Genomic DNA, 23993 nt, shown 5'->3' on the forward strand with positions numbered 1-23993 from the left:
GCCTGCTCCTCAGGAGTTGCCGCAATGTCCTCCGCCGTGCCCGCATCCGCCCGCATCACCGCCCTGGACGTCCTCGACGTACGTTTCCCGACGTCCGAGCACCTGGACGGGTCGGACGCGATGAACCCCGAACCCGATTACTCCGCCGCCTATGTCGTCCTGCGCACCGACGCCGGCGACGGACTGGAGGGCCACGCCCTCGCCTTCACCACCGGACGCGGCAACGACGTCCAGGCCGCCGCCATCGCGGCCCTCGCCCCGCACGTGGTCGGCCTGTCCGTCGAGGAGGTCTGCTCCGACCTCGGCGCCTTCTCCCGCTCCCTGGTCCACGACCCCCAACTGCGCTGGCTGGGACCGGAGAAGGGCGCCATCCACATGGCGACCGGCGCGGTCGTCAACGCCGCCTGGGACCTGGCCGCCAAGCGCGCCGGCAAGCCCGTGTGGCGCTTCCTCGGCGAGATGTCGCCGGAGGAGCTGGTCGCCCAGGTCGACTTCCGCTGGCTCAGCGATGCCCTCACCCCCGAGGAGGCCCTGGAGATCCTGCGCAGCGCCGAACCCGGCCGCGAACAGCGCATCGGCCGGCTGCTCGACCGGGGCTACCCCGCCTACACCACCACCCCCGGCTGGCTCGGCTACTCCGACGAGAAGCTGTCCCGCCTGGCCCGCGAGGCGGTCGCCGACGGCTTCACGCAGATCAAGCTGAAGGTCGGCGCAGACCTGGAGGACGACGTACGCCGCATGCGCACCGCCCGCGAGACGGTCGGCGACGACATCCGCATCGCCGTCGACGCCAACCAGAGATGGGACGTGCAGCCCGCCATCGACTGGATGCGCGCCCTGGCCCCCTACCAGCCGTACTGGATCGAGGAACCCACCTCGCCGGACGACATCCTCGGTCACGCCGCCATCCGGCAGGCCCTGGAGCCCATCAAGGTCGCCACCGGCGAGCACATCGCCAACCGGGTCGTCTTCAAGCAGCTCCTCCAGGCCGGCGCGGTGGACATCGTGCAGATCGACTCCGCGCGGGTCGGCGGTGTCAACGAGAACATCGCGATCCTGCTGCTCGCCGCGAAGTTCGGCATCCCCGTCTGCCCGCACGCCGGCGGCGTCGGCCTGTGCGAAATGGTCCAGCACCTTTCGATGTTCGACTACATCGCCGTCTCCGGTACGACCGAGGACCGCGTCATCGAGTACGTCGACCACCTGCACGAGCACTTCGTCGACCCGGTGCGCATCGTCGACGGCCACTACCTCGCACCGACCCTGCCCGGGCTGAGCGCGCAGATGCACCCCGAATCCCTCAAGGAGTACACGTACCCCGACGGCCCCGTCTGGACCGCCCGTGCCTGACGGCCGGGCCCTTGTCGACGCCCACCACCACGTCTGGGACCTGGAGTTGCGGCCGCAGCCCTGGCTCGACGAACCCGGCCATGAGCCGATCCGCCGCAGCTTCAGCCCGCTCGCCCTGCGCTCGGCCGCGACCCGGCCGATCGCCGGACGGCGGCTGACGAGCACGGTGGTCGTCCAGTGCGTCACGTCCGTGCCCGAGACCCGCGACCTCCTCGCCCTGGCCGACAGCGACCCGCTGATCGGCGCGGTCGTCGGCTGGGCGGACCTGACATCCCCCGCGATCGGCGACGTCCTCGACGACCTGCGGACGGGGTCCGCCGGCCGGTACCTGAGGGCCGTACGCCACATCGTGCAGGGTGAATCGGACCCGCACTGGCTCCAACGACCTGACGTCGAGCGCGGGTTGCGAGCGGTCGGAGAGCGCGGGCTCGGATACGACGTGCTGATCCGCAGCCATCAGTTCCCGCAGGCGATTCGTCTCGCGGAGCGGCTCCCGGAGCTGCCGCTCGTCCTGGACCATGCGGGCAAGCCGCCCCTCGCACGGCGGGAACTGACCGACTGGGCACGGCAGGTGCGGGCCCTGGCCAGGCATGCCCAGGTCCACTGCAAGGTGTCGGGGCTGATCACCGAGGCGGACCACGAGAGGTGGACCGTCGACGACATCCGCCCGGTGTGGGACGTCCTGTTCTCCGCCTTCGGCCCCGACCGCCTGATGTTCGGCTCCGACTGGCCGGTCGCGAACCTCGCGGGCGGCTGGAACCGCTGGGCCGCCACGGTTGAGGAACTCCTGGACGGCTGCTCAGGCCCCGAGACCCACGCCGTCCTCGCCGGCAGTGCCACGGCCTTCTACCACCTGACGCCTGCCCCGACGAAGGAGGGGACACCGTGCTCCTGACGGAACTGCTGCACCCCGGGGTCCTCGAAGCCCTGGCCGGCGCGGGCCACGGCGCCAGCGTCCTGCTTGCCGACGGCCACTATCCCGCGAGCACCGCCACCGGCGAGCGCGCCAGGACCGTGCACCTCAACCTGGCCCCCGGTCTGCTCGACGTCACCGCTGTGCTCGACGTCCTGCTACGCGCCCTGCCCGTCGAGGCTGCCCACGTGATGGTGCCGCCCGAGGGCGAACCGGAGCCGCCGGCCATCGCCGAGTACCGCTCGAAGCTGGCACCCGTCCCGGTCGACACGCTCGGCCGCTACGAGTTCTACGACGCCGCCCGCTCGCCCGACCTGGCGCTGGCGATCGTCACCGCCGACACCCGTACCTACGCCAACCTGCTGCTGACCATCGGTGTCCGCGCTGAAGGGACCCTGACGACACGATGACTCTTGCCGTCCGTTACGTTTCCGCCCGCACTCTGGACACGGCTCCCGCCGAACCCTCCCCTCCCGGTCCGGGTGAGGTGGAACTGGAGCCCGCCTTTGTCGGTATCTGCGGTACCGATCTGCACATCTTCCACGGCGACATGGACGCCCGGGTCGCCGCGCCCGCCGTCCTGGGACACGAGATGTCCGGCCGCGTGGTGCGGGTGGGGCCGGGCGTGGAGGGCTGGTGGCCCGGTGACGCGGTCACGGTGATGCCGCTGCGCTGGGACGACACCTGCCCGGCCTGCCGCTCCGGCCATCAGCACATCTGCCAGCACCTGGACTTCATCGGCATCGACTCCCCGGGCGCGATGCAGCAGCGCTGGACCGTGCCCGCCTCCACCCTCATCCGGCTGCCCGACACCCTTGCCCTGGACCGGGCCGCGCTCGTCGAACCCACCGCGGTGGCCGTGCACGACGTGGGCCGCGCCGAGGTCACCGAGGGCGAGAAGGCCGTGGTGGTCGGCGGCGGGCCGGTCGGCATCCTGATCGCGCTGGTCGCGCGGGCCGCGGGCGCGGAGGTGCGGGTGGTGGAGTTGAGCGCTCACCGTCGGCTGCTGGCCGAGGAGTTGGGGCTGACGGCGTGGGACCCGGCCGCAGAAGACGTGCCTGCGCTGGTCGGTGAGTGGACCGCCGAGGCAGGCGCGGACGTTGCTTTCGAGGTGTCCGGTGCGGCGGGCGGCGTGAACACCGCCGTGGACGTGTTGGGGGTGCGGGGCAGGCTGTGCCTGGTCGCCATCCACCCCCGGCCCCGTGAGGTGAACCTGCACCGCTTCTTCTGGCGCGAACTCACTTTGGTGGGCGCCCGGTTGTATGACCGCGGCGACTTCGAGAGGGCGGTGGCCCTGGTCGGCGACGGCACCATTCCGGCCGGGCGGCTGATCAGCAAGGTCGTGCCGCTCACGCAGGCACCCGCCGCGTTCGAGGCGCTGGAGGGCGGCGGTGACGTGATGAAGATCCTCGTGGACTGCACCACCGACACCGAGGGAGCATCCGCATGACCGCCTTCGACCTCACCGGAAAGCTCGCCGTCGTGACCGGGGCGCGGCGCGGCATCGGCCGGGCCATGGCCCGCGCCCTCGCCGAGGCCGGCGCCGACATCATCGGCGTCAGCGCCAGCCTCGAGGAGACCGGCAGCGCGGTGGAAAAGGACGTCCTCGCCACGGGGCGTACCTTCGAGGCGATCCGCACCGACTTCGCCGACCCCGAAGCCGTACGGACTCTGGGTACGGACCTGGCCGGGCGCCAGAGGCCGGTGGACATCCTGGTCAACAACGCGGGCACGATCCGCCGCACCCCGGCAGCCGAACACGCCGACGCGGACTGGGAGTTGGTGCTCCAGGTCAACCTCACCGCGCAGTTCGCGCTGACCCGCGCGGTCGGCGCGGCGATGGTGGCCCGCGGCCAGGGGAAGGTCATCTTCACCGCGTCGCTGCTCAGCTTCCAGGGCGGCATTACCGTCCCCGGCTACACCGCCGCCAAGCACGGCATCGCCGGTCTCACCAAGGCCCTGGCCAACGAATGGGCCGGGCGTGGCGTCAACGTCAACGCCCTCGCGCCCGGCTACATCGCCACCGACAACACCCAGGCCCTCCAGGACGACCCGCAGCGCAGCCGCGCCATCCTGGACCGCATCCCCGCCGGACGCTGGGGCAACGCCGACGACCTCGCCGGCGCCACCGTCTTCCTCGCCTCCGACGCCGCCGCCTACATCCACGGCGTCGTCCTGCCCGTCGACGGCGGATGGCTCGGCCGATGAGCACCGCCCTCGACGCCGTACTCAACGGCTGCCGCCTCCTACCCGTACTGACCGTGCCGTCCACCGCGATGGCCGGCCCACTGGCCGACGCCCTCGCGGCGGGCGGTGCCCGGTGCGCCGAGGTCACCTTCCGTACCCCGGGCGCCGAGCGGGTGCTCAAGGAGATGGCCGCCCACGGCGGCTTGGCCGTCGGCGCCGGCACGGTCCTCACGCCCGAGCAGGCGGAGCGGGCCGTGGCGGCCGGGGCCCGCTTCGTGGTCTCGCCCGGTTTCGACGAGGAGGTCGTCGCGAAGTGCCGGGAGCTGGGGGTGTCTGTGGTGCCCGGCATCGCCACCGCGACGGAGCTGATGCGTGCCCTGCGGGCGGGCCTCGACACCGTCAAGCTCTTCCCCGCCGAGCCGCTTGGCGGACTGCGGACGCTGCGGGCGCTCGCGGCGCCCTTCCCCGGGATGCGCTTCGTACCGACCGGCGGGATCGACGCCTACCGCATGGCCGCCTATCTCGCCGACCCGGCGGTCCTCGCCGTGGGCGGCAGCTGGTTGGCCACCTCCGCCCATCTGGAGACGGGCAACTACGAGGAGATCCGTCGCCTGACAGCCGACGCGGTGGAGAGGAGCACGGTGTGATCGATGTGGTGGCCCTCGGTGAGGTCATGCTGCGCTTCGACCCGGGCGAGGGACGGATCCGCACCGCCCGCACCTTCCAGGTCTGGGAGGGCGGCGGCGAGTACAACGTGGTGCGCGGACTGCGACGCTGCTTCGGCCTGCGGGCAGCCGTGGTGACCGCGCTCGCCGACAACGCGGTGGGCCGGCTCGTCGAGGACCTGATCCTCCAGGGCGGCGTCGACACCTCGCTGATCCGCTGGGTGCCCGACGACGGCATCGGCCGCACCGCGCGCAACGGCCTCAACTTCGTCGAGCGGGGCTTCGGCATCCGAGGCGCCCTCGGTGTCAGCGACCGCGCCCACACCGCCGTCTCCCAGCTGCGCAAAGGGGACGTCGACTGGGACGCCATGTTCTCCGCCGGGGTGCGCTGGTTCCACACCGGCGGCATCTTCGCCGGTCTGTCGGACACCACGCTGGATGTCGTGGACGAGGCCATGGCCGCGGCGCGCCGTCATCGGGTCACGGTCTCCTACGACCCCAATTACCGTCCCAGCCTCTGGGCCGGCCGGGGTGGCGCCGACGCCGCCCGCGAGGCCGACCTGCGGCTCGCCCGGCAGGCCGACGTCGTGGTGGGGGCCCTGGGTCTGGCCGGGACGTATCCGGGTCAGGCGCGCATCGGGGCCGACGAGGTGGCGGACGCGCTCGCCGAGGTGGCCGGCCTGCTGCCCCAGGCGAAAGTACTGGCGACGACCCTGCGCGAGGTGCCCTCGGCCGCCGTCAACGACTGGTCCTCGGCCGGCTGGTCCGCCGAAACCGGCTTCGTCACCGGCCCGCGGATGCCCGGCCTACAGGTTCTGGACCGCATCGGTTCCGGCGACGCCTTCGCCGCCGGCCTGATCCACGGACTGCTAGGCGACACCGGCCTGGAGCGCGCCCTGGCCTACGGCACCGCCCACGGCGCGCTCGCCATGACCACGCCCGGCGATGTCTCCATGGCTTCGCTCACCGAGGTCGAGGCGCTCATCGCGGGCGGTTCAGCCCACGTCAGTCGCTGACCGGCGCCCCCTTACCCGTACCAGGAGCACGGCTTGCACCAGCAGAAGATCCAGGACACATCCGTCTCACTCACCGACCTCGGCTTCGGCGCCTCCGTGATCGGCAACCTGTATCGCGTCACCCCGGTGGACGATGCGACCGCCGCCGTCGACGCGGCCTGGGATGCGGGCATCCGCTACTTCGACACCGCACCGCACTACGGCCTCGGCCTCTCTGAGCGTCGTCTGGGGGCCGCCCTGCGAGGCCGTCCGCGCGACGAGTACGTCATCTCCTCCAAGGTGGGCAGGCTGCTGGTGCCCAACGAGGAACCGCGCGGCGTCGACACCGAGGGCTTCGTCGTACGGGACGACCTGCGCCGGCAGTGGGACTTCAGCCGGGACGGGGTGCTGCGCTCCATCGAGGACACCCTCACCCGCACAGGCCTGGACCGGCTGGACATCGTCTACCTGCATGATCCGGACGACCACTGGCGGCAGGCGGCCGAGGAGGCCATGCCCACGCTGGCGGATCTGCGCGACCAGGGGGTGATCGGTGCGATCGGCGCCGGCATGAACCAGTCGGCGATGCTCGCCCGCTTCCTGCGCGAGACCGCCGCCGACCTGGTGATGCTGGCCGGGCGCTACACGCTCCTGGACCAGTCCGGCCTGGACGACGTCCTGCCCGCCGCACAGGAACTCGGGAAGAACGTCGTCGCGGTCGGCGTCTTCAACTCGGGACTGCTCTCCCTCGACCGGCCCGCCGAGGGCATGAAGTACGACTACCAGGACGCCCCGCCGGAACTCGTCGCACGGGCGCTGGCGATCGCCCAGGTCTGCGAGGCGCACGGCACCACCCTGCCCGCCGCCGCGATCGCCTTCCCGCACACGCATCCCAGTATCATCAACGTCACCCTCGGCATGCGGACTCCGGAACAGGTCGGACGAAACGTGGCACTCCATGGCCGGCACATCCCGGACGGCCTCTGGGACGACCTCCGCACCCAGGGGCTGATCAGGTCGGACGTGCTCACGGGGCACGGTGGGGGGAGGGATGAGCGGTGTCACTGACGGACAAGGCCATCGAGCAGATCCGTGAGCTGATCCGGACCGGTGCCCTGCCACCGGGCTCGAAGCTCCCGCCGGAGCCGGACCTGGCCGCACAGCTGGGGCTGTCCCGCAACCTCGCCCGCGAAGCGGTCAAGGCGTTGGCCGTCGCGCGGGTCCTGGAGGTCCGGCGGGGCGACGGCACGTATGTGACCAGCCTCCAGCCGAGCCTGCTCCTTGAGGGGCTCGGCGGCGCGGTGGAACTGCTGCAGGGCGACTCGGTCGCCCTGCAGGACCTCATGGAGGTACGGCGGCTCCTCGAACCGATCGCCACGGCCCTTGCCGCCACCCGGATCTCCGACGACCAACTGGCCGAGGTGAAGCGGCACTTGGACGCCATGCGCGAGGCCCGTGACGACGTCGGACAACTCAACGCCCATGACGCCGCCTTCCACCGCGCCGTCATCTCGGCCACGGGCAACGAAACCCTCCTCACCCTCCTCGAAGGAATCTCCGGCCGCACCCTGCGCGCCCGTATCTGGCGCGGGCTGGTCGACACCCAGGCCGCGGGCCGCACGCTCGCCGAGCACGAGGCGATCTTCAACGCGCTGTCCACCCGTGACTCCGCCCTCAGCCAGGCCGCCGCTCTGCTGCATGTGAGCAACACCGAGCAGTGGCTGAGGGAACACCTGCGCTCCGGCGAACCCCTTCCCTTCGGAACGGCAGCGCGGAACTGACGGGCGGGCGCCGGCCGCCGTGGCGGAGGGCAAAGGGTCGCCGAACTCCTGCTGACCGCCGGCCAGGTCATGCCGCTGATCAACGCGCTGAAGAGCTTCATCCTCGGTTCGTCTCCGGCCTGTACGGTCCCACACCACACCTGTCGCCCGAGGAGCCCCTCATGACCGCTACCTTCCACGTCCTGACCACCGGCTACGCCGACGAGCGGGTGGCCGGCACCGTCACCCTGCTCGTCGACGGCGACACGGTCGCGATCGCCGATCCCGGCATGGTCGCGGACCGCCGACTCATCCTGGACCCGCTCGCGCACCACGGACTGAACCCCGAAGACGTCACCGACGTGATCTTCAGCCACCACCACCCGGACCACACGCTGAACGCGGCCCTGTTCCCCCGAGCCCGCTTCCACGACCACATGGCCATCTACCGGGACGACATCTGGGAGGACCGCCATGCCGACGGCTACCAGTTGTCGCCGTCGATCACGCTCATGACGACCCCCGGCCACACCGCCGAGGACGTCAGCACCCTGGTCACGGCCGGCGAGGGCCTGGTTGTCCTGACCCATCTGTGGTGGACCGCCGAGGGACCCGCCGACGATCCCTTCGCGCCCGACCGCGAGCAACTGCGGGCGGCCAGGGAGAAGGTCCTGGCCCTCGGCCCGGCGCTGATCGTGCCGGGACACGGGGCACCCTTCGTGCCGTCGGCGGCGACGCCCGTTTAGTGCTCTGACGTTCCCGGCCGGGATGATTTAGGGGGCTTGCGGGGGTTGGGTGTGGGGACAGGGCGGTCGGTCGATCGTCGTGTCGCCTATCGGACTGCGAAAGGCAACCTCATGCCCCTGCTGCGCCTAGGCGTCTCCCTCCAGCCGCGCTGGCCGCTCGACGATGGAGCCGGCGTGCTCCGCGCCGCGCTCCACGCCGAAGAGTTGGGCTTCGATCACGTCGCCGTCGGCAACCGCCTCCTGGACAGCGGTTTCGGCCTCGACACGGACCCGCTTGTGCTGCTGTCGGCCGTCGCAGGGGCGACGACGCGCCTGCGGCTGCTGACGTCCGTACTCGTCGCCCCGTACTATCCCGCACTGGTGCTCGCCAACCAGGCGGCCACCCTGGACGTCGTGTCCGGCGGCCGCCTGATCCTGGGCGTCGGCACCGGCTGGAACCCGGACGAGTTCGCCGCCGTCGGCGTATCCGCCCGTGAACGCGGTGCACGCACCGACGACCACCTCGCCGCCGCCAAGGCCCTGTGGACCCGGCGACCCGCAGACTTCGACGGGCCGTTCACGACACTGCACGCCGCGCACTTGGGAGTGCCTCCGCTCACCGCCGGCGGTCCGCCCGTGTGGGTCGGCGGACACAGCGACGCCGCCCTGCGTCGTGCGCTGCGGTTCGGCGACGGCTGGTACGGCACCGGCGCAGACGCCGCGGACGTGAGCGACGTCCGGCGCCGCCTGCATGACCTCGCCGGCGGCAGCGGGAATGCCGACCGCATGACGCTTGCTTCCGCCGCGTTCCTCACTCCGCCCGGCGTCCCCGCGGAGGTTCCGCCACCGGGACGACCACTCGGCGGTGCTGCGCCCACCGCAGAGAGCGTCGCCGACGACCTCGGGCGGCTCGCCGAGGCAGGGCTCACCGCTTGCACCCTGTGGCTGCCTGTCGCCGCTGAGCACGTCGGGAAGGCGATGGAGTGGGTCGCAGCCGAGGTCGCCCCGCGACTCACCTGATGCCGTGGCCGGGAAGGCCCCCGGGGTGATCAAGTTGCCGCGTCGAGGGGGCGTCCGCCCCAGCGGATGCGGGCGCGCTCCTTGCTGCCCGGTGGCTCGGACCGCGACGATCTGCCACTCCTCTCGAGAATCTCACAGGAAGCGTTCCACCAGCGGGACGGCCTCCGGGATCACTCCTCCTCGGCCGGGGCCGGGGTGGGTACGTGGGCAGGCAGCAGTCCGCGCTCCTTGATCTCCGCCCAGAGCGCGCCGGGAATGGGGTGGTTGACCATCGCGGCGGCGTCCCGCACCTCGCCGGCGCTGCGGGTGCCGACCAGGACCGACGCGACGGCCGGGTGCCCGAAGGGGAACCGGAGCGCGGCGGAGCGCAGCGGGACGCCGTGCCGCTCGCATGCTTCTTTCAACTGCGTGGCCCGGACGAGGAGTTCGGTGGGAGCTGCGGCGTAGTCGAAAGTGGCACCCGGCTTCGGGTCGGCGAGCAGGCCGGAGTTGAAGACCCCGCCGACCAGTACGCCGACGCCGCGCTCGGCGGCGAGCGGCAGGAGCTCGGCCAGGCCTCGCTGGTCGAGCAGGCTGTAGCGGCCGGCCAGCAGCACGGCATCGATGTCCGTCTCACGGACGAACCGGGCGGGCAGCTCGGCCTGGTTCATGCCGACGCCGATCGCGCCGAGCACGCCCTCGGCGCGCAGGCGTTCCAGTTCGGGATAGGCCTCGGTGAGGGCCCATTCGGCGTGGTCGTCCGGGTCGTGCAGGTAGGCGATGTCGATCCGGTCCACGCCCAGGCGCTCGAGGCTGCCCTCCAGTGAGCGGCGTACACCCTCGGCGCTGAAGTCCCACCGGCGGCGGTGCGTCGCAGGGACCGCGAAGCCGCCGTGGGCCAGGTCGTCACCGTCACCGGAGTCAGTGGGCTCCAGGAGACGGCCGACCTTGGTGGAGATCGTGTACTCCTCGCGGGGCATGCCGCGCAACACGGTGCCGAGTCGGCGTTCGGACAGGCCGAGGCCGTAGTGCGGTGCCGTGTCGAAGTACCGGACACCGCACTCCCAGGCGGCGACGACGGCTTCCTCGGCCTCGGTGTCGGTGACCGCGGTGAACAGGTTGCCGATCGCTGCGGCGCCGAAGGCGAGTTCACTGACCCGCACCGGCCCGGGTCCGAGTATGTTCTGGCGCATTGTCATGGCTTCTCGTCGGGTCGCAGGCGCAGGCCCGCCATGCCGCCGTCGACCGCGAGGGCGGTGCCGGTGACCGAGGCGGCCGCGGGGGAGGCCAGGTAGACGATGGCAGCGGCCACCTCCTCGGCGGTGACCAGGCGGCCGGTGGGCTGACGGGCGTTCAGGGCGGCACGTTCGGTGGCCGGGTCGTGAGCAGCCTCCAGCAGCCGGCCGACCCACGGGGTGTCGACGGTGCCGGGGTTGACGCAGTTGACCCGGATGCCCTCGTGGACGTGGTCGGCTGCCATGGCGAGGGTGAGCGAGAGCACGGCGCCCTTGCTCGCCGAGTACAGGGCACGCTGCGGCAGACCGGTAGTGGTGACGATGGAGCCGATGTTGACCACCGAGGCGTGGGCGGACCGGCGCAGGTACGGCAAGGCGGCCCGGGTGGCCCGGACGACCCCGAGCAGGTTGACGTCCAGGACGCGGTGCCACTGCTCGTCCGGGTTCTCCTCGATGCTTCCGAGCGCACCGATGCCGGCGTTGTTGACCAGGATGTCGATCCCGTCGAGTGCCGCGGCAGCGGCCTCGACCGCCGCGCGCACGGAGGTGTCGTCGGAGACGTCGGCGGTGAAGCCCCGTAGCGGTTCCTTCAGCGATGCGGGGTCGAGATCGAGGACGGCGACCCGCGCGCCGCGTTCCGCGAGCAGGGACGCGGCGGCGAGGCCGATCCCGGAGGCGCCACCGGTGACCAGTGCCGTGAGTCCTTCGAGGTCTGTCGTCGTCATGCCTGGGACTCCTCTTGGCGCATGGTGGAGTGGCCGGGGTCGGGGTTCACGGCGTCAGATCCGTCGAGCCCGCGCGAGGTAGGGAGGCGGATGCCGTGGGTGCCGACGGCGGTGGTCCGCGCGGCGGATGCTGCCGACATGGTGCCCTTCACGCGTCGATGAACGTCTGGCGCTGGGTGCCGAGGCCGTCGATGGACAGCTCGACCGTGTCGCCCCCGCGCAGGTACGGGGTGCCGGGCAGGCCGAGGGCCACGCCGGCCGGGGTGCCGGTGTTGATGACGTCCCCGGGGCGCAGCACCATGTACTGGCTGAGGTACCAGATCAGGTACCCGACCTCGAAGATCATGTTCTTGGTGTGGCCGGCCTGCCTCGTCTCACCGTTGACGGTCAGCCGCAGGCCGAGCGCCTGCGGGTCGGCCACCTCGTCCGGAGTGACCAGCCAGGGCCCCATCGGGTTGAAGGTCTCGCAGGACTTCCCCAGGTCCCACTGCCCCGAGTACTCCAGCTGGAACTCGCGCTCGGAGACGTCGTGGCTGATGGTGTAGCCGCCGATGTGCGCCGCCGCCTCGTCCGGGCTCGCCAGGTAGCGGGCCTCCAGGCTGATCACGACCGCGAGCTCCACCTCCCAGTCGGTCTTCACCGAGCCGCGGGGGATCAGCACCTGGTCGTACGGGCCGACGACGGTCGCCGGGTCCTTCATGAACACCACCGGCCGCTCGGGGACGGCCACACCGGTCTCCGCCGCGTGGTCGCGGTAGTTGAGGCCGACGCACACCACCTTGCCCGGGCGGGCGACCGGCGCGCCGATGCGCAGCCCGACCGGGTCGACCTCACGCAGGTGTCCGGCGGCCAGTGCTGCCGCGGCTCTGTCGATTCCGCCGGTGGCGAGGAACGCCCCGTCGATGTCCCCGGTCAGCTCAGCCAGGGCGAACACGCGTCCGTCCTCGCCGAGGACCGCCGGGATTTCCTCTCCTGTTGCCCCGATCCGAAGCAGTTTCATATGGACTCCCATCCCTGGATCAGATGAAATTTCGGCGTCCCGACCATGGGAGTCGGGACGAATATGTGAGCTTGGCAGGGGTGGAGCCGCCGTCAGCGTCTGACAGCGGCGGGGGCACCCGCGATCAGTGCCTCGACCTCGGCGATCGAGGCCATGGCCACGTCTCCGGGCGTCGTCATGGTGAGGGCGCCGAGGGCCGTGCCGTAAGCGAGGGCGCGCTCCAGACCGGCACCGGCGAGCAGGCCGTGGATCAGGCCGGCGGCGAAGCCGTCACCGGAGCCGATGCGGTCCAGGACGTGCAGCCCGGGCATCCTGGGGCCGATGACGTGACCGGTCTCCGCCGACCACGCGGCTGAGCTCCAGTCGTTCACTCCGGCCGAAGGGACCTCGCGCAGGGTCGTCGCCAGCACCTGTGCGTCGGGGAGCAGGCCGGCCACCGAGGCGAGCGCGTCCGGTACCTCGTCGGCACTGATGCGGTCGGCGCCGGGATGGCGGCCCGCCATCCCCAGTGCGCCCACGACGACATCGGCGTGCCGGGCGAGCCGCAGGTCGACCTCGCGGGCCCGCTCCGGTCCGCCGCGGCCGGCCCAGAGGCTCGGACGGTAGTTGGGGTCGTAGGAGACGGTGAGACCGTGGCGGCGGGCGGCCGTCATCGCCTCGTCGGCGACGTCGACGGTGGTGTCGGACAGGCCGGCGAAGATGCCGCCGGTGTGGAACCAGCGCACCCCTGCCGCGAAGACCGTGTCCCAGTCGACGTCCCCTTTGCGCAGCTGGGATGCGGCGGTGTGGGCGCGGTCGCTGACACCGAGTGCGCCGCGGATGCCGAAGCCCCGCTCGACGAAGTTGAGGCCGTTGCGCGCGGTGCGGCCGATGCCGTCGTCGGGTACCCAGCGGATCAGCGAGGTGTCGACGCCGCCCTGCAGGATCAGGTCCTCGACGAGCCGGCCCACCGCGTTGTCGGCGAGCGAAGTGACGACAGCCGTCCGCACGCCGAAGCAGCGGCGCAGCCCGCGTGCGACGTTGTACTCACCGCCCCCTTCCCACACACGGAAGGTGCGGGCGGTGCTGATCCGCCCCTCCCCAGGGTCGAAACGCAGCATGACCTCGCCGAGGGCCACCACATCGGTCACGGCGTATCCACCTCCACGGCCTCGGCCGTCAGACGACGGATCGCGCCGCCGGCGCCGAGCGCGTCGGCGAGCGGGGCGGCCGTGGCGGGTTCGGGCACGGTCAGTACCGGCAGGACGCGGGCGCCCGCCGGCGCGGCAGCCATGTCGGTGCTCATCGGCCGAGCCATCCGCCGTCGACGGGCAGGACGACGCCGTGGATGTAGGCCGCAGCGTCCGAGGCCAGGAAGACGGTGGCACCGGCCAGGTCGTCGGCGCTGCCCCACCGGGCTGCCGGGATCCGGTCCAGGATCGCCTTGCTGCGCACTGGATCGTCCTGGAGGGCCTGGGTGTTGTCGGTGGCGATGTAGCCGGGCGCGAGGGCGTTGACGTTGACGCCGTGCGGGGCCCATTCGTTGGCCAGCGCCTTGGTCAGTCCGGCGATGCCGTGCTTGGCGGCGGTGTAGCCGGGGACGGTGATGCCGCCCTGGAAGCTGAGCAGCGAGGCGGTGAAGATGACCTTCCCCTGGCCGCGGGCCACCATCGCCGCGCCGACCGCGCGGGTCAGCGCGAACTGCGCGGTGAGGTTGACCTGGAGCACCAACTCCCAGTCCGCATCGGCGTGTTCGGCGGCCGGAGCACGACGTATCGTGCCCGCATTGTTGACCAGAATGTCCACCGGCCTCTGACGCCCGGCCAGGTCCGCACCCAGAGTCCGTACGGCTTCGGGGTCGGCGAAGTCGGTGCGGATCGCCTCGAACGTACGCCCCGCGGCCAGGACGTCCTTCTCCACCGCGCTGCCGGATGCCTCCAGGCTGGCGCTGACGCCGATGACGTCCGCACCGGCCTCGGCCAGGGCGCGGGCCATGGCCCGGCCGATGCCGCGCCGCGCCCCGGTCACGACGGCGAGCTTTCCGGTGAGGTCGAAGGAGGTCATGCGGATGCTCCCTCGGTGTCGGTGGTGCAGTCCACGAGGATCTTCATCACGTCACCGCCGCCCTCCAGCGCCTCGAACGCCGCGGGCGCCTCAGCGAGCGGCACGACCTTGCTGATCAGCCGCCCGGCCGGAATGGTGCCGTCCGCGACCAGGGCCACCGCCCTCTCGAAGTCGCCGCGGTCATACAACCGGGCGCCCACCAAAGTGAGTTCGCGCCAGAAGAAGCGGTGCAGATTCACCTCACGCGGCCGGGGGTGGATGGCGACCAGGCACAGCCTGCCCCGCACCCCCAACACGTCCACGGCGGTGTTCACGCCGGCCGCCGCACCGGACACCTCGAACGCGACGTCCGCACCGGCGCCCCGGGTCCACCGCCGCACCGCCTCTGGCACGTCCTCGGCGACCGGGTCCCAGGAGGCCAGCCCCAACTCCTCGGCCAGCGCCCGCCGGTGGGCGCTCAGCTCCACCACGCGGACCTCGGCCCCGGCCGCCCGTGCCACGAGCGCGATCAGGATCCCGACCGGACCGCCGCCCACGACGACGACCCGCTCACCCGCTCGCACGTCGGCCCGCCCGACATCGTGCACGGCCACCGCCGTGGGCTCCACCAGTGCGGCCCGGTCCAGAGCGAGAGAGCCCGGCAGCCGGATGAGTGTGGAGGCCGGCACGGTCCAGCGCTGCTGCATCGCGCCCGGGGAGTCGATGCCGATGAAGTCCAGGTGCTGGCAGATGTGCTGATGACCGCTCAAACAGGCCGGGCAGGTGCCGTCCCAGCGCAGCGGCATCACCGTGACCGCGTCACCGGGCCGCCAGCCCTCCACGCCCGGCCCCACCCGCACCACGCGGCCGGACATCTCGTGTCCCAGGACGGCGGGCGCATCGACCCGGGCGTCCATGTCGCCGTGGAAGATGTGCAGATCGGTACCGCAGATACCGACAAAGGCGGGCGCCAGCTCCACCTCGCCCGGACCGGGCTCGGAGAACTCGGCCGGAGCCGTCTCCAGAGTGCGGGCGGCCATGTAGCGAACAGCGAGTGTCATCGTGATCCCAAGGTCCGTTCCGTACGAGTGAGGCGGTAGAAGGCGGTCGCGGTGCCCGCGAGAATCGCCGAGGTCTCGTCGGCGGAACATCCGCCGAGCAGTTCGTCCACCGTGGCGGCCCAGCGGTTCCAGCCTCCCGCGAGATTCGCCACCGGCCAGTCCGAGCCGAACATCAGCCGGTCGGACCCGAAGGTGCTCAGCAGGACATCCCACACCGGGCGGATGTCGGCGGTGGTCCAGGTGCTGTGGTCGGCCTCTGTGATCAGTCCCGACACCTTGCAGATCACCTGTGGATGTCCGGCTAGCCGCCGCAACCGGCGTTCCCAGTCCGCCAGTTCGCGACCGGCGATCGCCGGTTTGCCCGCATGGTTGAGGACCTGAGGCAGGTCCGGGAACCGCTCGGCCAGCCGGATCGCCTGGTCGAGCTGGTGGCTGCGGACGAGCACGTCGTAGCAGAGCCCGCGGTCCTGGACCGCCGCCAACCCGCGTTCGACATCGGGGCGTTGCAGCCATTCCGGATCTGTCTCGCCCTGCACGAGATGACGCAGGGACCGCAGATACGTACCGCCCGGCCCGGCGAGCAACCCGTCGAGCAGGTCCCCGATCCCCGGGGACGTCAGGTCCGCCCAGCCGACCACGGCCCCGATCAGCGGCTCCCGCCCCGCGAGCGCGAGGAGGTCCTCCGTCTCGGGCACGTCCGGCATGCACTGCACGGCCACCGTGCTGTGCAGACGGCGGCCCGCGATGGGCTGAGTCGCGGTGGTACGCAGGTCGTCAGGGGTGAAGGAGCGGCGGATCGTTGCCAGAGCCGGGTCGTCGAGCCAGGGCTGCGGACGCTGGTCGACGTCCCACAGGTGGTGGTGGGCGTCGATGAGTGGGGCGGTGGTGGGGCTCACTGGTGGTCCAAGTCGGGTCGGTCCACGTCGGGCGGGGCCAAGTGGTCGGGGCGGTGAGGTGCGTCAGGCGCCGTTGGTGTCACCCGGCGGGCTCAGATGCCAGATCTCGGGGAGCTCCGTCCACTGGCGGGAGTCGCCGCGGTCGGGCCAGGGCTCCTGGCAGGGGTCGGTGAGTTTCCACCACTCCCGGGTCTCGGGGTCGGCTTCGAGGACGGCCATGTCGGCCTCGAAGTCGTCGCCGTGGTACTCGAAGTAGGCGAACAGCACATCGCCGTGGAGGAAGATGCTGTAGTTGCGGATGTTCGACCGGTGCAGGGCGGCTTCGACGCCGGGCCAGACGGCCGAGTGGAGTTCGAGGTACTCCTCGCGGTGCTCGGGCCGGAGCCTGATGGTCTGGGCGAGGCGCTTCATGCGGCTTCTCCGTCCGTGCCAGGGGAGGGCCGGCCGGCGGGGGTGTCGAACGGCGTGCGGTAGCTGGGTGTGTTGGTGCGCAGCTGGAGGCGCAGGGTGAGCCGGATGCGGGTGGACGCGGGCAGCCGGACTGCCAGGAAAGCGCCGTCGCAGACCTGCTCCGTCTCGGTGACGACGGGCTCGGTGTGGCCGTAGTCGTACATGTCCCCGATCCAGCCGTCGTCCGAGCAGGTCGTGTACCGGACAGCGGTGATGGTGTGTTCGGCGAAGGCGCCGGCCTGCACGATCACCGTGCGCCTGGACTCGGGGGAGAGGTTCACCAGCTCGACGGTGGTCGCCTCGGGGTCGATGGAGGTGACCAGTGCGGCCACGTCCGGCGGCAGGCCGGCACGGCGGGCCTCGGCGTCGTGGTAGCGCAGCCGGGCCTGCTGCAGGCCGCCGTTGTAGAGCACCTGGGGGCCGCCCCAGGTCAGCTGGACGAGGGCTTCGGTGACTACGGGGTTGGACTGCTGCCAGACGTGGATGTCGGCCTCGGGCACGTCCAGGTCGCGGTAGCGGTCGATGCGGCGCAGGCGGTGGCGGACCTGGGCCTGGGCGGTGGCGAGGATGCGTTCGGGGTAGTCGGGGTCGTCGCCGGCGAGGAAGGCGAACCACGCCTTCTCGTGCCCGGACTCTTCCTTGGCGCGGAACGGTCGGACGGTGCGCCAGTCGATGCCGTCGGCCTCGCGCAGCCCCTCCAGCCGGGCGCGGTCGGCGTCGGAGGCCGTGTGGTGCCACAGGGCCACCGGGACGGGTGGGGTGGCCGGGTTGTAGTCGAACCAGCCCGAGTCCTTGTGGCGGAAGGGGAGGTGGAGCGTGGGCGTGTGGATGTCGGGCCCGAGTTCGGCCGTCCACTTGGAGGGGAGGCTGGAGTCCGCTTCGGTGTGGGGCATCACCTTGCCGCGGCCGATGAGGGTGTCGAGTGAGGTCGCGACCATGGAGAGGTAGTCGTCGTCCGCGGTGACCGTGGCCGCCGCCAGCGCCGCCACACAGGCCGCGTGGCCCACGCTGTGCCAGCCGTGCGGCCAGGACCAGCCGTAGTGGCCGCCGTACCAGCGGCCCTCCAGCAGGCTGCCGACGACGCCGTCCGGGCCGACGTTGTCGGGGATGAGACCGGCGTTCGCCTCGGTGCGCTCCCGCCATGCGCCGACGTACTCGACGATCCAGTCGCGGTAGCGGTCCTCGCCGGACAGGATCCAGGCGTTGAGGACCAGCCCGGCCGCGGCGAGGTTGACCGCGGTGTCGCCGACGCCCATCCGGTCCCGCATCTGCGCGCCGAGACGCGGGTCCGCGGAGAGGGGGTGGGGGCCGCCGTCGGCCTCGGGAATCCAGTCGAGCGGGAAGCCGTACGTCCGCGCCTCGTTCTGCAGCCAGGGATAGACGTCACCGTCGAACAGGCCTGTGCGGTCGGGGTCGCTGCCGTTGTGCGGGCGGGTGATGATGCGGTGGGCGGGGTCGTAGTTGCCCTTGGCCGGGTCGACGTACAACTCGGCGAAGCGCAGGGCGCGTTCGGACCAGCGGTCGGGGGCGGCCATGCTGAGGAAGTAGAGCAGGAGCAGGCTCTCGCCCTGGTGGAACCAGTCGTATCCGCGCTCGAACTCCTCGTGCAACATGCCCAGTTCGGTGAGCTGCCGGGTCACGCCCTCCCAGTGCTTCTCACTGGCGGGCAGCAGATCGTCGGCGCCGCCGAGGAGGTACAGCTGCGGCCAGTTGAAGAACACTTCGTAGAAGTCGTCCACCCCGTCACGGGTGGTCAGCGGGCCGGAGTAGTTCAGCCGTCCGTCCGGACCGGTGAAGTCGTGGGCGAAGCGCCGCCAGCCGTGGTCGAGGAGGTCGAACAGGGATCGCTGGGCCACGGCCCAGCCGGGTGGTTCGAGCAGCGGCACCCCCGCCTCGATCTCGGGTGGCGGGGCCGGCTGGTCGCTGGGGGTGTCCTCGGCCGTGGTGCGGTCGGCAGAGCTGAAGGGCATGGGAGATCTCCGTTCGGGGCGGACGGCGGGACGGCGCACGCCGGGGACGACGGCCGGGCGGTCGGGACGGGCCGCTATTCCTTGGTGGCGCCGGCGAGCATCCCGCTGACCAGGAAGCGCTGGGCGAAGAGGAAGACGATCAGCACGGGCGTGATGGCCACGAGTGTCGCCAGGGCCAGCTGCGGCCGCTCGATCGCGAGGTTGCCGACGGCCGGATTGAAGGACGGCACGTTGCTGAGCAGGGATCCGACGCCCACCTGGATGGGCATCTGGCTGCTCTCGGGGAGCATGACGTACGGCAGGAAGTAGTTGGTCCAGTTGGCGACGAAGCTGAAGAAGCCCACGAGCGCGATGACCGGGGTCGCCAGCGGCAGCGCGATGTGCCAGAAGACGCGGAACTCCGAGCAGCCGTCCATCCGTGCCGCCGCCAGCAGGTCCTTCGGTACGGCGGTGGTGAAGTAGATGTAGGTCAGGTACACGCCGAACGGGTAGAACGAGTACGGCAGGATGATCGACCACATGGTGCCGATCAGGTGCACCGCGTTGATCTCCAGGAACAGCGGCACCACCAGTGTGGCGTTCGGCATGAGCATCACGACCAGCGTCGCGATGAGCAGGGTGTGCCGGCCGCGGAACTCGGTCATGGCCAGGGCGTATCCCGCGGGAATGGCGACCGCGAGGGTGATGACCAGCGAGATCACCGCGTACAGGGCCGAGTTGCCGAGCCACTGCATGACGGCGTTGTCCTGGAACGCCGTGAGCGCGTGCCAGTTGGCCTTCAGTGCGTGCAACGACCCGAAGGAGAGCGGGTTGTCGTGGACCAACTGCTGGTCGGTCTTGGTCGCCGCGAGGACGAGCCACAGCACCGGCAGCACGAAGAAGGCAAGGAACCCGGCCAGTACGGATCCGGTCAGCAGCCGGGAGGCCAGGTGCCGTACGGACCCGCGGTGCGGCGGCTGGTGGTGAGATCGGCTCATGAGGGGCGCTTCCAGTTCCGAGCTCGCCGTGGCGGCGACTCGACTGACATGAGTTCTAGTCGGCATCGAAGAACCCCGACCGTGCGACGAAGACGGCGGCGGCCGACACACTGACGACCAGGAGCTCCACCGAGACCGCGGCGGCGCCGTTGATGTTGTTCATCTGGAAGGCGAAGTCGTACGTCAACTGGTTGAGCGAGTAGTCGCGTCCGGCCACGCCCACACTGGCGAGGGACAGCAACTGCGGCTCCACGAACAACTGGGCGCCGCCCGCGAAGGCCAGGATCACCATGTACACGATCCACTTGCGGAGCATCGGGATCTGCACGTGCCAGGCGGTCTGCCAGGCGCCCGCGCCGTCGATGCGCGCGGCTTCCATCACATCCGTGGGGATGTTGTTGAGTGCGCCGTACATGACGACGATCCAGCCGCCCGCGCCGGTCCAGAATGCGATGATCGTGAACAGCAGGGGGAGGTTGCCGGGCGCGATCACCTCGCCGAAGGTGTGGAAGCCCAGCGTGCCCAGCAGCGAACTGACCGGGCTCACCGTCGGGTCGAGCATGAACAGCCACACCAGCACACTCGCGGCGCCGGCGAGCGCTCCCGGGATGTAGTAGAGGAAACGCAGCGCCTTGCTGGCGCCACCCGAGGCCAGGCGGTGCAGCAGCAGCGCCAGGGCCACCACGAACACGACCAGCGAAACGAGCCAGAAGGCGAGGTAGGTGGCGACATGGGTCACGGCGTCCACGAAACGGAAGTCCTGCGCCGTGGTGATGAAGTTGGAGAAGCCGGTGATCTTGCCCCCGGCGTCGGTGAAGGCGAAGTAGACCGCGTAAGCGGTCGGAAGGACGCCGAAGGCGACCAGCAGGACCACGTAGGCGGCGACGAAGGCCATGCCGGCCCGGCTCTGCCGCGCGGCGCCACGACGGCGCCGGGCGGCAGAACCGGCCCGGGAGTGGGTGAGGGTCACTGGGAGACCTTGTATCCGTTGGACTTGGCGTACTTGACGATGGAGTCCTGCCAGGCCGGCAGCAGCGAGACGATGCTCTTGCCCTGGGTCAGGCCGGGCTTGACGGTGGCGGCCCAGATCGCCTCCTGGCTGAACTGGCCCGAGCCCCAGCCGTTCCAGACCTGGGAGGAGGCGGCCTTGAGGGCGCTCAGGTCGCTGGCGTAGTAGCCGGAGGCGTCCTGTCCCTTCAGCCATGTCTCGGCCGTCGGCGTGTACGCGGGGAAGCCCGGCGCCTTCTCGCCCTGGTAGGCGTTGTCGGTGGTGACCCACTTCAGGAAGTCGGTGGCGGCCTTGACGTGCTCGGAGTGCTTGGACAGCAGCCAGGTGCCGCCGCCGACGTTGCCCGTGGACGGCGAGGTCTCCCCCTGCCACTGGGGGATGGGCGCGGCCGCGATCTGCTTGGCCGGCGTCTTGAAGGTGCCCTCGAACAGCGCGCCGCCGTACCAGGCCGGACCCGGCATGAGCAGGACCTTGTCGGCGAGGTTCTTGCCGAAGTCGGTGCTGAAGACCCCGCTGATGGACATGGACTTGTTCTTGATCAGCACGTCCATGAGCTTGGCCATCTTGGTGCAGGCCTCGCTGGAGGTGTTCACCGACACCGACTTGGGGCCGGTGATGTGGTTGGCGCCGCACTTGCTCGCCCACAGGTAGATCTCTGGGGTGAAGGAGTCGCCGGCGTCGCCCACGAGGTAGCCCGGGTGCTCCTTGGCCACCTTCTCGCCGAGCTTCTGGTACTCCTCCCAGGTCGTCGGCACCGTGTAGCCGAACTTCTTCAGCAGGGGGGCGTTGTACCAGAGCACCGCCTGGGAGAGGTCGTTGCGCAGACAGTAGACGGTGCCGCCCACCGTGCAGACGTCGTTGGCCCCGCTCGCGAACTTCCCCAGCGTCGCCGAGGGGATCAGGCCCTTGTTGAGCGGAGCGGCGAAGTTCTGGTCGACCGCCCAGGACGCCTCGTTGTTCTGGGAGCTGAACACGACGTCCGGCCAGCCCTTGCCGGTGCGGTTGAAGAGCTGGACCTTGGTCTGGAGGTAGTTCGAGCCGTTGGCGTCGCCGTCGTAGGTGACGATGTCCAGCTTCACGTCCGGATGCTGCTTCTGGTACAGCTTCGCGGCCTCCACACGGGTCGCATCCACCCAGACCGTCAACGCACCGTCCTTCTGCGGCGCCTGAGCGAAGCCGTCCTTGTCGGTCGTGCCGGCGGTACCGCCGCCACAGGCGGTCATGGTCAGCGCCGCGGCGGCCGCGCAGCCGGCCAGCAGTGCCGCGCGCCTCTTGCTGGACACTCTCTCCCGGCCGGACGAAGGCTTGTTGACGGTCATGTGCGACTCCACTGCTTGTACAGGGCGCCCCGAGATGGGCAGGTGGCGCGAGGAATGGGCGACGCCAGGCCGAACCGGTCGGGCGTCGGGTACCGCAACGGCCGCTCCGCTTGCCGCTGCGGAAGAAATTAGCCGCCTTATAAAGGGGCCCGTCAAGGGTTTGTGCAGCCTTCTTCTCGTCGATTTGCGGGTGATGCTGCAGCATGAGTGCATGAAATGTCCAGAAAGTTACTATATATAACGATGGAAGATCGAGCTCCATGATGTGGATCTACTTGCCAGATGAGTACGACTCATTGATGCTTGCGCTACGATGACCGCGGCTCCACAGCGACCAACCGCTCCAGTTGCGCCAGCCAGGAGGCAGGACAGATGAACGACACGCCCGCGGCCCAGGCGGCCTCGCCGACGCAGGCACCCTCCGTTGCGGCGGCAGCGGTGAACGGCGCGGACGAGCGGCGTGACTACCGGCCCGGCTACGAGATCGTGGCGGAGCAGATCCTCGAGTTCATCGCCGAGGCCCGCCTGGTGGCAGGTGATCGGCTGCCCACCGAGAACGATCTGGCCCAGACGCTGAACACCAGCAGGGCTGTGGTGCGGGAGGCCGTGAAGATCCTTTCGGCGCTCGGCCGGGTCAAGGCTCACAAGGGGCGTGGACTGTTCGTCTCGGACGACGAGGGCATGCTCATCACCAGCCGCTGGGGCGGCTTCTTCCGTCCCGTCGACCTCGATCACGTACTCATGCTGTTCGAGTTCCGCAGGGTTCAGGAGATGGCCGCGAGCAGTCTGGCTGCCACCCGCGCCACGCCCGCCGAGCTGCGGACCATCGAGGTGGCCATGCAGCAGTGCCGCCACGGGTTCGTCCACGGTCAGGTCGAGGAGTTCAACCAGGCGGACGAGGACTTCCACATGGGCGTGGCCGCGGCCTCGCACAACACCTTCCTCGTCAGCGCCGTGCGTGACGCGCGCCGACTGCAGCGGCAGTCCAGCGCGATCGGGATCCACGACTCGCTCGGTGAAGGAACCGAGTCCGCGGTCGTGGAGCACGAGGTGATCTACCGGGCCATTCGTGACGGCCGGCCCGACGAGGCGGCCGAGGCTACGGCGGCACATCTCGACAGGACTCTCGAGGACTACCGGCGGGAGATCCAGCGACGCCTGTTCGGATAGCGTCCAGGGGGCAGTTCCGTCGAGCGAGCCCCCTGACCCGGTGCCGGAACTGTCCGGCCGAAGAGCCGGTTCCGACACCGCAGTTGCCGTCGGACTCGCCCGGAACCTTGATCCACAAGAGCATCTCGGCGCCTCCGCCCAGCCGGGTGGGGGTACCGATACGGCGACCTGAGGGGTTGCACCAATGGCCGTTGGAGCCGTTGCCGTTGCCGTTGTGGCGATCCAGTTCGCGCAGGCGGATGGGGAAGAGGCTCCGCCCGCGGAGTGCCCGCCGCAGTAGTCGCGGTTGTAGATGTTGTGGGCGACGAGGATGGGCAGCTTGTCCCAATAGTCGGCGGCGCACACGTACGCGCCGGTGGCGGTGCCGATGGTGCCGCTCCAGGAGCCGAAGCAGCGGGCCGTCGGGGTGTTGGTGATGGAGGTGTTGATCGCGGGCGCCCGGCCGTCTCCGAGGTTGGCGGCGACCCACCGCTTCGCGCTGGAGTCGGGATCCACGTAGAACCCGCTGGTCATGGCCGTCGGGTCGGCCGCGTGGGCGGACGGTGCGGTGGCGAGCATGGGGAGC

The 23993-nt window shown here is 70.7% G+C and carries 26 protein-coding genes and 1 pseudogene; 12 read left to right on the plus strand and 15 right to left on the minus strand.

Translation table 11 applies throughout. The annotated features are described in order from the left end of the window. Positions 1–24 precede the first annotated feature (24 nt). The 11 genes from ACFY1L_RS21405 (at position 25) to ACFY1L_RS21455 (ending at position 9615) form a co-directional block, all read left to right on the plus strand. Positions 25–1350 (plus strand): L-fuconate dehydratase, encoded by a 1326-nt coding sequence (locus ACFY1L_RS21405; protein WP_388826300.1) that lies wholly within the window; start codon positions 25–27, stop codon positions 1348–1350. Next, a complete protein-coding gene (locus ACFY1L_RS21410; protein WP_388826303.1) occupies positions 1343–2245 on the plus strand; it encodes an amidohydrolase family protein in 903 nt (300 codons plus the stop codon). The genes ACFY1L_RS21405 and ACFY1L_RS21410 overlap by 8 nt, the downstream gene beginning before the upstream one ends. After that, entirely contained in the window at positions 2236–2673 is a 438-nt protein-coding gene (locus ACFY1L_RS21415) for an RbsD/FucU domain-containing protein (protein ID WP_388826306.1), read from the plus strand. Before ACFY1L_RS21410 ends, ACFY1L_RS21415 begins: the two co-directional genes overlap by 10 nt. Continuing rightward, the gene (locus ACFY1L_RS21420; protein WP_388826309.1) at positions 2670–3713 is read left to right on the plus strand and encodes a zinc-binding dehydrogenase; all 1044 of its coding nucleotides are present in this window, start codon (positions 2670–2672) and stop codon (positions 3711–3713) included. The genes ACFY1L_RS21415 and ACFY1L_RS21420 overlap by 4 nt, the downstream gene beginning before the upstream one ends. Further along, positions 3710–4471, plus strand: a complete 762-nt coding sequence (locus ACFY1L_RS21425) for an SDR family oxidoreductase (RefSeq protein ID WP_388826311.1) — start codon at positions 3710–3712, stop codon at positions 4469–4471. Before ACFY1L_RS21420 ends, ACFY1L_RS21425 begins: the two co-directional genes overlap by 4 nt. Next, positions 4468–5097 (plus strand): bifunctional 4-hydroxy-2-oxoglutarate aldolase/2-dehydro-3-deoxy-phosphogluconate aldolase, encoded by a 630-nt coding sequence (locus ACFY1L_RS21430; RefSeq protein ID WP_388826314.1) that lies wholly within the window; start codon positions 4468–4470, stop codon positions 5095–5097. The genes ACFY1L_RS21425 and ACFY1L_RS21430 overlap by 4 nt, the downstream gene beginning before the upstream one ends. Beyond that, entirely contained in the window at positions 5094–6131 is a 1038-nt protein-coding gene (locus tag ACFY1L_RS21435; protein WP_388826317.1) for a sugar kinase, read from the plus strand. The genes ACFY1L_RS21430 and ACFY1L_RS21435 overlap by 4 nt, the downstream gene beginning before the upstream one ends. Positions 6132–6164: 33 nt before the next feature. Continuing rightward, a complete protein-coding gene (locus tag ACFY1L_RS21440) occupies positions 6165–7178 on the plus strand; it encodes an aldo/keto reductase (RefSeq protein WP_388826320.1) in 1014 nt (337 codons plus the stop codon). After that, positions 7169–7891: a FadR/GntR family transcriptional regulator gene (locus ACFY1L_RS21445; protein WP_388826323.1), complete on the plus strand. Its 723-nt coding sequence runs from the start codon at positions 7169–7171 to the stop codon at positions 7889–7891. The genes ACFY1L_RS21440 and ACFY1L_RS21445 overlap by 10 nt, the downstream gene beginning before the upstream one ends. Positions 7892–8052: 161 nt before the next feature. Next, on the plus strand, positions 8053–8616 hold the full coding sequence (locus tag ACFY1L_RS21450) for an MBL fold metallo-hydrolase (protein WP_388826326.1): 564 nt from the start codon (positions 8053–8055) through the stop codon (positions 8614–8616). Positions 8617–8727: 111 nt separating this feature from the next. Then, entirely contained in the window at positions 8728–9615 is an 888-nt protein-coding gene (locus ACFY1L_RS21455) for a TIGR03619 family F420-dependent LLM class oxidoreductase (protein WP_388826329.1), read from the plus strand. A gap of 170 nt (positions 9616–9785) precedes the next feature. On the opposite strand, the gene ACFY1L_RS21460 is transcribed toward ACFY1L_RS21455, so the two are convergent. From ACFY1L_RS21460 to ACFY1L_RS21525, 14 genes are all read right to left on the minus strand, one after another. Then, complete coding sequence (locus ACFY1L_RS21460) at positions 9786–10787, minus strand: aldo/keto reductase (protein WP_388826332.1); 1002 nt, start codon at positions 10785–10787, stop codon at positions 9786–9788. 2 nt (positions 10788–10789) lie between these two features. After that, a complete protein-coding gene (locus ACFY1L_RS21465; RefSeq protein ID WP_388826335.1) occupies positions 10790–11554 on the minus strand; it encodes an SDR family NAD(P)-dependent oxidoreductase in 765 nt (254 codons plus the stop codon). Next, complete coding sequence (locus tag ACFY1L_RS21470; protein ID WP_388826338.1) at positions 11551–11694, minus strand: hypothetical protein; 144 nt, start codon at positions 11692–11694, stop codon at positions 11551–11553. The genes ACFY1L_RS21465 and ACFY1L_RS21470 overlap by 4 nt, the downstream gene beginning before the upstream one ends. A gap of 8 nt (positions 11695–11702) precedes the next feature. Then, a complete protein-coding gene (locus ACFY1L_RS21475; RefSeq protein WP_388826341.1) occupies positions 11703–12554 on the minus strand; it encodes a fumarylacetoacetate hydrolase family protein in 852 nt (283 codons plus the stop codon). Between the two features lie 92 nt (positions 12555–12646). Next, positions 12647–13684, minus strand: a complete 1038-nt coding sequence (locus ACFY1L_RS21480) for a PfkB family carbohydrate kinase (protein ID WP_388826344.1) — start codon at positions 13682–13684, stop codon at positions 12647–12649. Then, positions 13681–13839: a hypothetical protein gene (locus tag ACFY1L_RS21485; protein ID WP_388826347.1), complete on the minus strand. Its 159-nt coding sequence runs from the start codon at positions 13837–13839 to the stop codon at positions 13681–13683. Before ACFY1L_RS21485 ends, ACFY1L_RS21480 begins: the two co-directional genes overlap by 4 nt. Beyond that, positions 13836–14597, minus strand: a complete 762-nt coding sequence (locus tag ACFY1L_RS21490; RefSeq protein ID WP_388826350.1) for an SDR family NAD(P)-dependent oxidoreductase — start codon at positions 14595–14597, stop codon at positions 13836–13838. Before ACFY1L_RS21490 ends, ACFY1L_RS21485 begins: the two co-directional genes overlap by 4 nt. Continuing rightward, a complete protein-coding gene (locus ACFY1L_RS21495; protein ID WP_388826353.1) occupies positions 14594–15637 on the minus strand; it encodes a zinc-binding dehydrogenase in 1044 nt (347 codons plus the stop codon). The genes ACFY1L_RS21490 and ACFY1L_RS21495 overlap by 4 nt, the downstream gene beginning before the upstream one ends. Then, positions 15634–16533, minus strand: coding sequence for an amidohydrolase family protein (locus ACFY1L_RS21500; RefSeq protein WP_388826356.1), 900 nt, complete (start codon positions 16531–16533; stop codon positions 15634–15636). The genes ACFY1L_RS21495 and ACFY1L_RS21500 overlap by 4 nt, the downstream gene beginning before the upstream one ends. A gap of 63 nt (positions 16534–16596) precedes the next feature. Next, positions 16597–16944: an L-rhamnose mutarotase gene (locus tag ACFY1L_RS21505; RefSeq protein ID WP_388826359.1), complete on the minus strand. Its 348-nt coding sequence runs from the start codon at positions 16942–16944 to the stop codon at positions 16597–16599. Beyond that, positions 16941–18953 carry a hypothetical protein gene (locus ACFY1L_RS21510; RefSeq protein WP_388826362.1) on the minus strand — a complete coding sequence of 671 codons (2013 nt, stop codon included), beginning with the start codon at positions 18951–18953 and terminating at the stop codon, positions 16941–16943. The genes ACFY1L_RS21505 and ACFY1L_RS21510 overlap by 4 nt, the downstream gene beginning before the upstream one ends. Positions 18954–19027: 74 nt before the next feature. Beyond that, positions 19028–19930, minus strand: a complete 903-nt coding sequence (locus tag ACFY1L_RS21515; RefSeq protein ID WP_388826365.1) for a carbohydrate ABC transporter permease — start codon at positions 19928–19930, stop codon at positions 19028–19030. Between the two features lie 55 nt (positions 19931–19985). After that, the gene (locus ACFY1L_RS21520) at positions 19986–20900 is read right to left on the minus strand and encodes a carbohydrate ABC transporter permease (protein WP_388826368.1); all 915 of its coding nucleotides are present in this window, start codon (positions 20898–20900) and stop codon (positions 19986–19988) included. Then, entirely contained in the window at positions 20897–22258 is a 1362-nt protein-coding gene (locus ACFY1L_RS21525) for an ABC transporter substrate-binding protein (RefSeq protein WP_388826371.1), read from the minus strand. The genes ACFY1L_RS21520 and ACFY1L_RS21525 overlap by 4 nt, the downstream gene beginning before the upstream one ends. A gap of 372 nt (positions 22259–22630) precedes the next feature. Here ACFY1L_RS21525 and ACFY1L_RS21530 point away from each other — a divergent pair, with 372 nt between their 5' ends. Further along, positions 22631–23428, plus strand: a complete 798-nt coding sequence (locus ACFY1L_RS21530; RefSeq protein WP_388826374.1) for a FadR/GntR family transcriptional regulator — start codon at positions 22631–22633, stop codon at positions 23426–23428. Between the two features lie 46 nt (positions 23429–23474). Here ACFY1L_RS21530 and ACFY1L_RS21535 read toward each other — a convergent pair. Then, positions 23475–23986: pseudogene (locus ACFY1L_RS21535) on the minus strand (glycoside hydrolase family 6 protein); the annotation flags it as partial. Between the last annotated feature and the right edge of the window lie 7 nt (positions 23987–23993).

Source organism: Streptomyces sp. NPDC001663 (genome assembly GCF_042893105.1).
GTDB lineage: Bacteria > Actinomycetota > Actinomycetes > Streptomycetales > Streptomycetaceae > Streptomyces.

Excerpts from the sequence above, each read along its gene's own strand:
- ACFY1L_RS21495 (WP_388826353.1), bottom strand. The coding sequence starts at position 15,637 with ATGACACTCGCTGTTCGCTACATGGCCGCCCGCACTCTGGAGACGGCT.
- ACFY1L_RS21530 (WP_388826374.1), top strand. The coding sequence starts at position 22,631 with ATGAACGACACGCCCGCGGCCCAGGCGGCCTCGCCGACGCAGGCACCC.
- ACFY1L_RS21490 (WP_388826350.1), bottom strand. The coding sequence starts at position 14,597 with ATGACCTCCTTCGACCTCACCGGAAAGCTCGCCGTCGTGACCGGGGCG.
- ACFY1L_RS21430 (WP_388826314.1), top strand. The coding sequence starts at position 4,468 with ATGAGCACCGCCCTCGACGCCGTACTCAACGGCTGCCGCCTCCTACCC.
- ACFY1L_RS21450 (WP_388826326.1), top strand. The coding sequence starts at position 8,053 with ATGACCGCTACCTTCCACGTCCTGACCACCGGCTACGCCGACGAGCGG.
- ACFY1L_RS21485 (WP_388826347.1), bottom strand. The coding sequence starts at position 13,839 with ATGAGCACCGACATGGCTGCCGCGCCGGCGGGCGCCCGCGTCCTGCCG.
- ACFY1L_RS21425 (WP_388826311.1), top strand. The coding sequence starts at position 3,710 with ATGACCGCCTTCGACCTCACCGGAAAGCTCGCCGTCGTGACCGGGGCG.
- ACFY1L_RS21475 (WP_388826341.1), bottom strand. The coding sequence starts at position 12,554 with ATGAAACTGCTTCGGATCGGGGCAACAGGAGAGGAAATCCCGGCGGTC.
- ACFY1L_RS21420 (WP_388826309.1), top strand. The coding sequence starts at position 2,670 with ATGACTCTTGCCGTCCGTTACGTTTCCGCCCGCACTCTGGACACGGCT.
- ACFY1L_RS21470 (WP_388826338.1), bottom strand. The coding sequence starts at position 11,694 with ATGTCGGCAGCATCCGCCGCGCGGACCACCGCCGTCGGCACCCACGGC.
- ACFY1L_RS21460 (WP_388826332.1), bottom strand. The coding sequence starts at position 10,787 with ATGCGCCAGAACATACTCGGACCCGGGCCGGTGCGGGTCAGTGAACTC.
- ACFY1L_RS21505 (WP_388826359.1), bottom strand. The coding sequence starts at position 16,944 with ATGAAGCGCCTCGCCCAGACCATCAGGCTCCGGCCCGAGCACCGCGAG.
- ACFY1L_RS21510 (WP_388826362.1), bottom strand. The coding sequence starts at position 18,953 with ATGCCCTTCAGCTCTGCCGACCGCACCACGGCCGAGGACACCCCCAGC.
- ACFY1L_RS21405 (WP_388826300.1), top strand. The coding sequence starts at position 25 with ATGTCCTCCGCCGTGCCCGCATCCGCCCGCATCACCGCCCTGGACGTC.
- ACFY1L_RS21525 (WP_388826371.1), bottom strand. The coding sequence starts at position 22,258 with ATGACCGTCAACAAGCCTTCGTCCGGCCGGGAGAGAGTGTCCAGCAAG.
- ACFY1L_RS21455 (WP_388826329.1), top strand. The coding sequence starts at position 8,728 with ATGCCCCTGCTGCGCCTAGGCGTCTCCCTCCAGCCGCGCTGGCCGCTC.
- ACFY1L_RS21465 (WP_388826335.1), bottom strand. The coding sequence starts at position 11,554 with ATGACGACGACAGACCTCGAAGGACTCACGGCACTGGTCACCGGTGGC.
- ACFY1L_RS21515 (WP_388826365.1), bottom strand. The coding sequence starts at position 19,930 with ATGAGCCGATCTCACCACCAGCCGCCGCACCGCGGGTCCGTACGGCAC.